8 protein-coding genes, 1 pseudogene and 1 riboswitch are annotated in these 10462 nt (G+C 74.6%); of the genes and pseudogenes, 3 read left to right on the top strand and 6 right to left on the bottom strand.

The features are described from left to right. The 3 genes and pseudogenes from C3486_RS29850 to C3486_RS29840 all read right to left on the bottom strand — a co-directional run. Positions 1 to 545 (bottom strand): annotated as a pseudogene (locus tag C3486_RS29850) (hypothetical protein); the annotation flags it as partial. 184 nt (positions 546 to 729) lie between these two features. Then, positions 730 to 1857 (bottom strand): alpha/beta hydrolase, encoded by a 1128-nt coding sequence (locus C3486_RS29845; RefSeq protein ID WP_103835899.1) that lies wholly within the window; start codon positions 1855 to 1857, stop codon positions 730 to 732. 310 nt (positions 1858 to 2167) lie between these two features. After that, the gene (locus C3486_RS29840) at positions 2168 to 2839 is read right to left on the bottom strand and encodes a class II aldolase/adducin family protein (RefSeq protein WP_103835898.1); all 672 of its coding nucleotides are present in this window, start codon (positions 2837 to 2839) and stop codon (positions 2168 to 2170) included. A gap of 372 nt (positions 2840 to 3211) precedes the next feature. Between C3486_RS29840 and C3486_RS29835 the strand changes: the two genes are divergently transcribed. The 3 genes from C3486_RS29835 to C3486_RS29825 all read left to right on the top strand — a co-directional run bounded on the left by C3486_RS29835 (position 3212) and on the right by C3486_RS29825 (position 5609). Next, positions 3212 to 3901, top strand: a complete 690-nt coding sequence (locus tag C3486_RS29835; RefSeq protein ID WP_374936933.1) for a lysozyme — start codon at positions 3212 to 3214, stop codon at positions 3899 to 3901. A 183-nt stretch (positions 3902 to 4084) separates the two neighbouring features. Next, positions 4085 to 5332, top strand: coding sequence for an inorganic phosphate transporter (locus C3486_RS29830; RefSeq protein ID WP_103835896.1), 1248 nt, complete (start codon positions 4085 to 4087; stop codon positions 5330 to 5332). Positions 5333 to 5363: 31 nt separating this feature from the next. Next, the gene (locus C3486_RS29825) at positions 5364 to 5609 is read left to right on the top strand and encodes a hypothetical protein (RefSeq protein ID WP_103835895.1); all 246 of its coding nucleotides are present in this window, start codon (positions 5364 to 5366) and stop codon (positions 5607 to 5609) included. Between the two features lie 27 nt (positions 5610 to 5636). Here the strand turns inward: C3486_RS29825 and C3486_RS29820 are convergent, their stop codons facing one another. From C3486_RS29820 to C3486_RS29810, 3 genes are read right to left on the bottom strand one after another with little or no spacing between them, the layout of a single operon-like run. Further along, positions 5637 to 6983 carry an extracellular solute-binding protein gene (locus tag C3486_RS29820; RefSeq protein ID WP_103835894.1) on the bottom strand — a complete coding sequence of 449 codons (1347 nt, stop codon included), beginning with the start codon at positions 6981 to 6983 and terminating at the stop codon, positions 5637 to 5639. Then, complete coding sequence (locus C3486_RS29815) at positions 6980 to 9685, bottom strand: caspase family protein (RefSeq protein ID WP_103835893.1); 2706 nt, start codon at positions 9683 to 9685, stop codon at positions 6980 to 6982. Before C3486_RS29815 ends, C3486_RS29820 begins: the two co-directional genes overlap by 4 nt. 3 nt (positions 9686 to 9688) lie before the next feature. After that, positions 9689 to 10111 (bottom strand): hypothetical protein, encoded by a 423-nt coding sequence (locus tag C3486_RS29810; RefSeq protein WP_103835892.1) that lies wholly within the window; start codon positions 10109 to 10111, stop codon positions 9689 to 9691. 201 nt (positions 10112 to 10312) lie between these two features. Continuing rightward, positions 10313 to 10446, top strand: a riboswitch (cobalamin riboswitch). Positions 10447 to 10462: the final 16 nt, after the last annotated feature.

Raw genomic sequence — 10462 nt, 5'->3', positions numbered from 1 at the left:
GCCGAGAGGTAGAGCAGCGAGAGCACCTGCGGCAGCGCCTCGATCACCTCGGCGACAGCGCCCGGGCTCGCGTCGGCGGGCGCGGGCCGCGCCAGCGACCAGGCGTCGAAGAGCGCGACCCAGCCGCGCAGCGCGGCGGAGTCGTCGCGGTCCCAGGCGCGCAGCCGCCAGCCCGGCCGGGTCTCCCCGCCGTGCAGCTCGATCAGGCCGGCCAGCCGGGCCCGGTCCCAGTCGGCGCGTACCTGCTGCGGCGTCAGTTCCAGTGCGGCGGCGGCCTGCTCGGCAGCGGTGTCCGGCAGCGAGCCGTCGGCGGCGGCACGCGCGCCGGCGCCCTCGCCCCGCTCGCGGGCCGCCCAGCGGGCCACGCGCACGGCACCCGCCAGCACGCCGCGTGCCATCCGGGCCAGCTCCCCCGGCGGCGGAGTGCCCTCGGGCGGCCGTGGCGCGGGCCTGGTGGTCCGCGTGCTCACCGCACGGCGGGCGGCGGCGATCGGTTGTCTGGGGACGAGGCGGAGCCGGGAGTCGCGCGGAGTACGGGACGTCACAGGAGCAGTCTTGCTCTTGTGGGCCCGAAAGCCCAATCGGAAGACCGGTTGCGTTCTCCGGAAGGGCCGCGCGTGCCCGATCCGCCCGTGATCGCCCCCTTCCCCGCGACACCCCGTGCCACTCCTCCGGCCCTCCGTGCCAGGTGCGGGGCACGCCGACCGCGGGTACTCGCCCGGGCCGGCGTCACATCAGCGGCGTGAGAAACCGACGAAGCGTTTCTTCGTAGGCGTCGGGCGCGGCGTTCCACATCGCGCCGTGCGGCGCGTTCCTGACGGTGTGCAGGCCGACCAGGTCGGGCCGGGCGGCCGCCAGCCGGCGGGAGGCCGTCCACGGCGCGATGGTGTCGCCGGGCCCGTGGAAGATCAGCGTCGGCACGGAGAGCAGCGCGGGGTCGCGCGCCTCGGCCAGCCGGTCGGAGTACAGCCCCGTGCTGCCCTCCGCCGCCCGTACCGCCAGCGGCAGCACCGGGCGCGGCATCCGCCGGGCCGCCGCGAGCGCCCGTACCGTCGCGCGCCAGTCCAGCACCGGCGAGTCCAGGACGAGTCCGGCGATCCGGTCCCGCAGCGCGGAGTGGGCCGCGGCGTGCAGCGCCATCGTCGCGCCCGTCGACCAGCCGTGCAGGATCACCCGGCGGGCGCCGTACCGCAGGGCGTACCGGATCACCGCGTCCACGTCGCGCCACTCGGCGTCCCCGAGGTGCGTCCTGCCGTCGGACGTGCGCGGCGCGCCGGGGTCGTTGCGGTAGGCCGGGTCCAGCACCGGGAAGTGCTGGCGCTGCAGGAACGGCATGACGACCATCGGGTGCTCCCGGGTCGTGCCGAGGCCGTGCACGGTGATGACCCAGGTGTCCCGCTCGCCGGGCAGGAACCAGGTCGGCAGCGCGCCCAGTTCGCCGGGCACGTCGACGTCGGCGCACTCCAGGCCGAGCGCGTCGGCGGGGTTGCCGATGTGCACCTGCGGGGTGAGCCACACGCGGGAGCCGCGGGAGAGCGTGCCGTGGGTGACCCGTTCCAGGCGCCGCACGACGGTGTCGGCCTTGTGCGGCACGTCGTCCGCCACCGGGCCGATGACGGCGTGGGTGCCGCGGCCCGTCAGCCCGTACCGGCCCGGCCGCAGCGCGGAGAGGCTGCGGGTGAGCGTGATCCGGTCGGCCGTGGTGGCGTGCACCGTCAGCCGCCCGTCGCCCGGCAACGGCCGGTCGGGGGCGGGCTTCAGGGCGACGTCGCTGGCGTACCGGCCGGCCGCGAGCGCGGCCGCACCGGTACCGATGACAGTGGTGGCGGCCGCTGCCGCCGCGGTACCCGGGCGCACCCTCCCCAGTTTGCGTACCCCGCCCACCCCTGGCCAGTGGGCCCCGGCGCCCGGGTGACGCCCCCGGCCCGCCACCGGCCGCGGAAAGCCGCCCACCGACCGCCAAGTGGCGGGTCAACGGCGACGCACCACCGACCGCGGTAAGCCGCCGCACCACGGGAGGTGGTGGGCCGCAGCGGGTGGGGTACCGGACGTCAAGCGAAGCAGTCCGGTACCCCACCCGCTGCGGCCCGCCGCCGCCACCTCCACCCGGCGACGGCGATAGGTGCGCGAGGGGGGCAGCTCCGTGCGCCCCGCGCACCCGCGCCCGTCACCCCCGCTGGCCGTACCCCCGTAGCCGTTCGCCCGCCTCGGCGAGCTGGGCCGGGGAGAGCAGGGACGGGGTGTGGCCGGGGACGGCGGCGGCGGTCAGCCAGAGGCGGCACATCCACTCCAGCTGGGCCGTACGGTCGTACGCCTGGTCCAGGGTGTCGCCGTAGGTGAGCGTCCCGTGGTTCTGCAGCAGCACGCCCGTGCGGTCGCGCAGCGCGTGCAGCATGTTGTCGGCCAACTCCTGGCTGCCGTAGGTCGCGTACGGGGCGACCCGGACGGTACCCCCGAGGGCCGCGGTCATGTAGTGCACCGGCGGGAGTTCGGGGACCAGAGTGGACACCGCGGTGGCGTGCACCGCGTGGGTGTGGACGACAGCCGTGGCACCGGTGTGGCGGTACACCGCCAGGTGCATGGGCAGCTCGCTCGTGGGCCGCAGCCGGCCGGCCACCTGCCGTCCGTCCGCCGGGTCCACCGCCACCAGGTCAGCGGGCCCGAGCCGGTCGTAGGGGACCCCGCTGGGCGTGACGAGCACCAGCCCGCCCACGCGCACCGAGACGTTGCCCGACGTGCCCACCACCAGCCCGTCCGCCACCGTGCGCCGCGCCGCGGCCACCAGCGCTGCCCACGCCTCCGCCACCTCTTCCGGCTTCTCCGGCTCCCGCTCCGTCATCACGCGCCGCTCCCTCCTGGAACCCCCGCGCCGCGCACGGTACCGCCCGCCCCGCGCACAGCCGCGGCACTGTAAGGCGGAGCCTTCCACGCCGGTATCCCCCGAACCGTCACAACTCGGTCGCAACCAGGGATTGACCGGAGTTCAACCGGCATCTCGGGATCTTCTCGTAACCTCTGGATGATTTGTCATGCACGTCGCCATCCGGGGGGAATCATGGCTCGTGACCGCAAACCGGCTTCCAGCACCCGTTCCAGCGACCCGGCATCCCGCACCCGCTCCAGCGACCCCTTACCCGGCCCGTTACCCCGGCCTCCGCACCGGCGGCGCCGGCCGGCCTCAGCCACCACCGGAACCGCCCTCGCCCTGGCCGTGCTGGCCGGCACGGCACTGACCGGACTCGCCTCAGCGGGTCCCTCGGCCGCCGCCGGCACCCCGCACGGCCACGACGTCTCCTCGCATCAGAAGCACGTGGACTGGTCCGAGGCCCGCGCCAACGGGGCGCGCTTCGTCTACGTGAAGGCCAGCGAGTCGACCGACTACACCAACCCCTACTTCGACCAGCAGTACGACGGCGCCGGCGCGGCCGGCCTGCTCCGCGGCGCGTACCACTTCGCCGTGCCCAACCAGTCCTCCGGCGCCGCCCAGGCCCGCTTCTTCCTGCGCAACGGCGGCGGCTGGACGGCGGACGGCCGGACGCTGCCGCCCGCGCTGGACATCGAGCACAACCCGTACAGCAAGAAGCACAAGTGCTACGGCGTGAGCAAGAAGAAGATGGTCGCCTGGATCTGGGACTTCAGTGACGAGGTCAAGCGGCAGACCGGGCGCCGGCCGGTGATCTACACGACCACCCGCTGGTGGAACACCTGCACCGGCGGCAGCAGCGCCTTCGCCAGGAGCCATCCGCTGTGGCTGGCGTCCTGGCACGGCGCACCGGGCGACCTGCCGAAGGGATGGTCGTTCCTCAGCATCTGGCAGTACTCGAACAAGGGCACACTGCCGGGCGACCAGAACGCCTGGAACGGCACCCTCGGTCAGCTCCGCAGGTTCGCCGCCGGGTAGGCCGGAGGACCGGTACCAAGCACCTCAAAGACACCGGAGAATGAACCCCGAGTGACGGGTGAGGCGCCTCCGCACGAAAACGGCGGGGGCGTCACCACCAGGCCCGTTGTCGTTCATCTTCCGTTCACCCACCCTCCGTACGGTCGCTCGCGTCACTGACCATCGAACTGATTGCCTGGGTGAATGGAACACATCACGCTTCTCATCGGGATCGTGATCGTCACGGCCTTGGTGTTCGACTTCACGAACGGCTTCCACGACACGGCCAACGCCATGGCCACCACCATCTCCACCGGGGCCCTGAAGCCCAGGACCGCGGTGGCGATGTCGGCGGCGCTGAACCTCGTCGGCGCCTTCCTCTCCGTGGAGGTCGCCAAGACCATCTCCGGCGGGATCATCGACGAGGGCTCCGGCATCAGACCCGAAGTGATCTTCGCGGGCCTCGTGGGCGCCATCGTATGGAACCTCCTGACCTGGCTCGCCGGCCTCCCCTCCAGCTCCTCGCACGCCCTCTTCGGCGGCCTGATCGGCGCCACCGTGGTGTCCGTCGGCATGAGCGGGGTCAACGCGGACGCCGTCGTCATGAAGGTCCTCATCCCGGCCGTTGCCGCGCCGGTCGTCGCGGGCATCGCCGCGACCGCCGCCACCCGGCTCACCTACCGGCTGGGCCGCAACCGTGCCGAGGAGGACACCGCGAAGGGCTACCGCGCCGGGCAGATCGCCTCGGCAGCGCTGGTCTCGCTCGCCCACGGCACCAACGACGCCCAGAAGACGATGGGCGTCATCACCCTCGCCCTGATCACCGGCGGCGCGCTGGCCCCGCAGGCCGACCCGCCGATGTGGGTCATCGCCTCGGCCGGCCTCGCCATCGCGCTCGGCACGTACCTGGGCGGCTGGCGGATCATCCGCACGATGGGCAAGGGCATCACCGACATCCAGCCGCCGCAGGGCTTCGCCGCCCAGACCGGCGCCGCGGTCACCATCCTGGCCTCCTCGCACCTCGGCTTCGCGCTCTCCACCACCCAGGTCTGCTCCGGCGCCGTCATGGGCTCCGGCCTGGGCCGCAAGGGCGGCGTGGTGCGCTGGTCCACGGCCGGCCGCATGGTCATCGCCTGGTGCCTGACGCTGCCGGCCGCCGGGCTGGTCTCCGCCGGCGCGGCCTTCCTGGCCGGCCGCGGCACCTGGGGCATCGTCACCGTCGCCGTCCTCGGCCTGGCGATCTGCGGCGCCATCTGGGCCGCCTCCCGCCGCAAGCCGGTGGACAGCAGCAACGTCAACGACGTGGAGCCCGCCGGTGTCGTCACCGCCGCGCTCCAGACGGTCACCCCGCCGCCCGCGGGCACGACCACAGCCGGCGCCGGCACCATCGACGGCATCCCGGCCCAGTCCGCACCACACTCCCCCGCCCCCGCCGCCTCGGCCGTCCGCTGACCCGGACGCTCGCACCCAAGGAACTGACGCCATGGACATCGACTGGGCCGCACTCGGCCAGGTCTTCGGCACCACCCTCGTGGTGACCGTCGGAATGGTGGGGCTGTTCACCCTCGGCATCGTGGGCACGTCCCGGAAGACCGCCCAGCAGGGCGAGGCGGGCGGCGCACCGGCCGCCGGCGGCTCCTCCGCCGCCGCCCGCACCGGCGGGTACGCCTGCTTCGCGCTCTGCCTCGCGGCCGTCGGCTACGGCATCTTCCTGATCGTCGCCGGCTGACCCGCACCGCACCGCCTCCGAAGGCGCTCAGTGTCCGCGTTCACCGCGGCCGCTGAGCGCCTTCGTCGCTTCCTCGGCGAGCTCGTCCGCGATCGACGCGTCGTCCGTGTCGGTGAGGTAGCCGGAGACGTACAGCTGGACGACCTTGCTGTACGTGGCGTAGTGGGCACTGCGCGGGCGGGGCGCGGCGTCCTTGAGCGCGCGGTGCAGCAGGTCCGTGTAGGGCGGGTCCTGGCCGGCCGGTGCGGCGCCGTGCCGGGCGCCGCCGTCCTCCTCCCGCCGGGCGTCGTCGGGCGGGAGGCCGCACGCGGGTGCCGTGCCGTCGTACGCCGAGGTGCGGGTGGCCGCGAAGCCGCGCTGCAGCAGGCAGTGCTCGCTGCGGGCCGAGGTCAGGGCGGTGATCAGGGAGCGGGCTTCGTCCGGGTGGGCGGCGTCGGCCGCTATGGCGAGGTTCTGGCCGCCCAGGACCGTGCGGTGCGGGCCCTCCGAGGAGCCGGCGGGCAGCTGGGCCACGTCGAACTGCCGGCCGGGATCGAGCTTCTCGGCGACCGAGGCGTACTCCACCGGCCAGTTCCGCATGAACAGCGCCCTGCCCTCGGCGAACCACTGCCGGCTGGCGGTCTCGTCCATCGCCGTCGCCTCCTGCGGCATGATCGTGCGCAGCCGCTCCTTGAGCGCGTACACGCCCTGCTGCAGCGCCCCGGCGAGGTGGGCCGTCCGCTCCGGGTCGCCGCCGGACGCCCAGACCGACTCCAGCGTGTTGACCGTGAGGCCCTCGTAGGGCCGCAGCTGCGCGACCATGCCGTAGAGCTTCTCGTCCGGCGGGCGGTGGGCGTTCTCCTCGGCCATGATCCGCTGCGACCAGGTGCGCAGCTGCTCCCAGGTGCCGGGCGGCCCGTCGTACCCGTACTTCGCCAGCAGGTCGCTGCGGTAGTAGAGCAGCCCGGCGTCCGTGTTGAAGGGGACGGCCCAGACGGTGCCGCCGGAGCCGGTGGTGGCCGTCTTCTTGACGCTGGCGAGGAAGTCGCCGCCCAGCTCCTCGCCCCAGGGCCGGATGATGCCGGCGGCGGCGAACTCGGCGGTCCAGGCCACGTCGATGTTGAGCACGTCGTACCCGCTGTTGCCGGACTGGCCGGCGGCCAGCAGCTGGCTGCGCTGCGCGTCGGCGGTGTCCGGCAGCTTGACGATGCGTACCGTCTTCCCGGTCCGCCGCTCCCACTGGCGGATCAGCTCCCGGCGCACCCCGGTGCTGCTGAGGTCGCTGCCGGTGGCCAGGACGATGTCGCCGTCCGCGGCGGGCGCCGGCCCCGGGGCCGAGCAGCCCGCCGCGAGCAGGCAGAGCACGGCGGCGACCGCCGCTGCCGCGCGCCTCACCGGTCCGCCTCCTGTCCGCCCGTGCCGAAGGAGGCCACCAGTCCCGCCAGGGTGTCGGCGGATCCCGGGCCGCCGGCCACGCAGTTCCCGCCGGAGCCCTCGACGACGTGCCGGACGGGGGCCGCTTCGCAGCCGCCCCTGCCGGTCGCCAGCACCACCACGGGAATGCGGGGGTGCGCGGCGAGCGCGGCGGAGAGCGCCTCGCGCGCCGCCGCCGGCCGCTTCCCCGCGCCGTCGTCCTCGTCGAGCACGAGCACCACGGCCTTGGTCCGCTCGGCCGGGCTGTCGCGCAGCCGGTCCAGCGCGGCGGTGAGCGCTTCCTGCATCCATGCTCCCTGGTCGACGAGGCCGCCGCCGTCCCGCCGGAGGCGCTCCAGCACCTCGCGCCCCGCTGCCGGGTCGGAGCTGCCGCCTTCGACCCGCTCGACGGGGCGCTCCCGGTTGCGCGCGCCGGTGCCGGCGCGCGGATAGGTCCACAGTCCGTACGTGTCCTTCGGCCCGAGGACTTCCAGGGCGCGGCCGACCGCGTCCGCCGCCTCGGCGATCCGGCCGCCGTCCGCCATGGAGGTGGAGGTGTCGAGGAGGAAGAGCAGCTGGCCTGGGCGGTGCGCCGCGTCGTAGGCGGCCAGCACCTGGGCGACCCGCTGCCGCCCGGCGGTGTACGGCTCCACCCCGGCGTCCGGCAGGACGCCGGCGCGGCTGTCGCGGAGCGGGGAGTCGGCGGGCGGCGCGGCGGCCCGGCCGTCCGCGTTCACCCCGCGGTACCCGGCCTCGGTGATCACCCGCTGGCCGCCGTCCGGCCGCCGCAGCCAGTCGGCGAACCGCTCCGAGGCGGCCCGCCGGCGTTCGGCGTCGGCCGCTCCCTGCCAGGCGACCCGGATCAGCGGGTGGTCCAGGCCCGGCACGCCGGACGGGTAGTAGGCCTCGTAGCGGTCGTCCTTCTCGGGGACGGCGGCGAGGGCCGGGCAGTTGCCGATGGCGTGGCCGAGGTTGGCGTCGGCGAGGGACTTCTCCGTGACCAGCGGCGCCGCGGTGGCGTGCGGATCCGCGCCGGCCGGTTCCGCACCGGCCGGTCCCGGGCCGGCCGCCGCCGCGCCGGGGCGCAGCGAGCACAGCAGTTCGGCGCTGCCGGCGTACTGGCTGCCCGGCGCCCGCAGCCGGCTCTCGGCCCGCTCGGCCACCTCCGCCCGTGGCGCGCCGCTGTCCTGGTCCACGGGGGTGCCCTCGTCTGCGAGGTAGAGGCCGATGGTGTGCATCAGGCCGACGCCGGAGAGGGCGGGGCTGGGGCGGAGCAGCCGCAGCCTCCGGTCGGCCGCTTCGGCCAGGATCCGGTGCCAGCTGCTGCCGGTCTGTTCCGCGTCGGACAGGCCGCGCGCCTCGGGAATCCCGACGACGAGCGGGGTGTAGGCGACCGGGCCGATCCGGTGCAGGGTGGCGGGCGCGTGCGCGGCCATGCCGTGCCGGACCTGGAGGTAGTCGACGGTCGATTCGGGCACCCACAGGTCGGGCTGCGGCCCCGGCCGGTAGAGCGGCTCGGTGGCCCGGGTGCCGGACGGCGGGGTCTCCTCGGTGCCCTCGGCCTCGCCCTGCCAGCGGTCCGCCGCGGCGAAGCCCTGTGCCACCTGGTCCTTGGCCGCGGAGTAGACGGTGATCTGGGTGCGCCGGCAGCCGTCGGGCACGTCGTCCTCGCCCGGCACCTGCTCGGTGTTGAGGGCGGACATCTCGTACGCGAGGGCTGCGGCGCGCAGCGTCGGCTCGGCTTCGGGGGCGGTGAGCAGCCGCAGCTCCTGGGCGGGCGGACAGCTCTCGGGCGGCCGCAGCCGGTCGGTGAGGACCAGTGCGGTGGCGATGAGGGCCGGCGCGACGGCGAGGGCGGTCAGCAGCCGTAACCGGCGCCGCGAGCGGGTGCGCCACCGGCGCCGGACCCGGACGGTGAACGGCGTGCGGGGCCGCAGCTCCCGGGTGGCGAAGGAGACCACCACGTCGTCGACGGTGTTCTGCTTCGAAGCACGCGGCACCCAGGCGCCGCCCTGCGGAGTGGTGTGCTCGGCGAACCTCCGTTGCAGCTCGCCGGCGAGGTCCTCGAAGGTGACGCATTCCTTGCCCGCGATGCCGTGTTCGAGGATGTCGAGCACGGTCCGGGTGAAGAGGGTGCCGCCGCCGGGCTCGGTGCCGCTGAAGATGCGCCGGTTCGGTTGGGCGGCCATCAGCAGTGAGACCGGCTTCTCGCGGGTGCGGAAGCTGTCGTCCGCGTTGCCCGCGAAGCAGCATTCGAGCACGACGACGACCCGGTCCGCCCGCGAGTTCTCCAGGCGCGGCAGGACGTCCTTGGCCCAGGAGACCGCTTCGTGCGAGGCGACCCGGCGCTCGTCCTGTGCCACTCGCGACGAGCCGACCAGCAGGTGCAGGTCGCTGCCGTCGCGCCGGACCCGGCCGTGTCCGGAGAAGTAGACCAGCAGCAGTCCGCGGGCCTCGTCGGCCGCGGTGCGCAGCGCGGTGGTCAGCTCCTCGGGGGTGTCCGGACGCAGCGGCGTCACTTCCCGGGGCAGGAAGAGGTCGGTGGCCGGGGCGCACAGCACCCGGCCCAGCTCGTCGGGGTTGGCGAAGACCGCGTCGAGGTCGGGCAGCCGGGGGTCCCGGTACCGGCTGACGCCGATGAGCAGCGCACGGTTCTGCTTGCCCCGCGCGTCGTAGAGGGGCATCGGCTACTCCGTGCCGACGCGGCCGCCCTGGTCGTCGCGTTCGGTACGCGGATCGGGGTCGTCGAGGCGGCGGTGACCGGCGGCGTCGGTGAGGTCGAGCGCCGGTTCCTCGCCCGGGGCTGCGGTCTCCCTGCGGTGCGCGAGCCATTCCCGCAGGGCGATGAGGAGCTGCTCGGTCATCGGGGCCGCGACCGCGCCGATGAGGACGAGGACGAGGTCGTCGACGCCGACGGCCATCTCGGGACCCTGGTCCGCCGCGTGCGGGGCGGCGGTCCCGGCGCCCGGCACGCGGCGCCAGCGGTGGTTGCCGGGCGTCAGCCAGGACTCGCGCTGGAGCCAGCGCTGGAGGTCCTCCAGGTCCTGGCTCCCGTCGTGGGTCCCGGTGACTCTGATGCGTACCTCGTGCCGCTCCCGGCTCTCCGTCATCCCGTCCCCCTCCTGCGGCACCCTTGCCATAGGTGTCCCCGATGGTGGCGTGCGGGACGCACGGCAGGCAACAGGTCGTCGACCGCCGTCCGCGCTGTGTCGTTGGCCACAGGCCGTGCCATACGACTGCGTCGCAGGTCAAGGGTGAGTTGACGGGCATTCGCGGCACGTGGTGGACTGCCCGGTGCCATTCGGCGACAGATGAGGAAGTCCGGTGAGAATCCGGCGCGGTCCCGCCACTGTCACCGGGGAGCGCTCCTCCAGGAAAGGCCACGGCCGCCGCAGGCATGGGCTGGAAGGCCGGAGGAAGCGTCGATCCGGGAGCCAGGAGACTCTCGTCGCCGATCACGT

This window comes from Streptomyces sp. Ru73 (assembly GCF_002920575.1).
Lineage (GTDB): Bacteria > Actinomycetota > Actinomycetes > Streptomycetales > Streptomycetaceae > Streptomyces.
The sequence above is the reverse complement of the archived record's forward strand: the minus strand, read 5'-3'. Positions and strand labels throughout refer to the sequence as shown.

Excerpts from the sequence above, each read along its gene's own strand:
- C3486_RS29840 (WP_103835898.1), bottom strand. The coding sequence starts at position 2,839 with ATGACGGAGCGGGAGCCGGAGAAGCCGGAAGAGGTGGCGGAGGCGTGG.
- C3486_RS29830 (WP_103835896.1), top strand. The coding sequence starts at position 4,085 with ATGGAACACATCACGCTTCTCATCGGGATCGTGATCGTCACGGCCTTG.
- C3486_RS29825 (WP_103835895.1), top strand. The coding sequence starts at position 5,364 with ATGGACATCGACTGGGCCGCACTCGGCCAGGTCTTCGGCACCACCCTC.
- C3486_RS29815 (WP_103835893.1), bottom strand. The coding sequence starts at position 9,685 with ATGCCCCTCTACGACGCGCGGGGCAAGCAGAACCGTGCGCTGCTCATC.
- C3486_RS29810 (WP_103835892.1), bottom strand. The coding sequence starts at position 10,111 with ATGACGGAGAGCCGGGAGCGGCACGAGGTACGCATCAGAGTCACCGGG.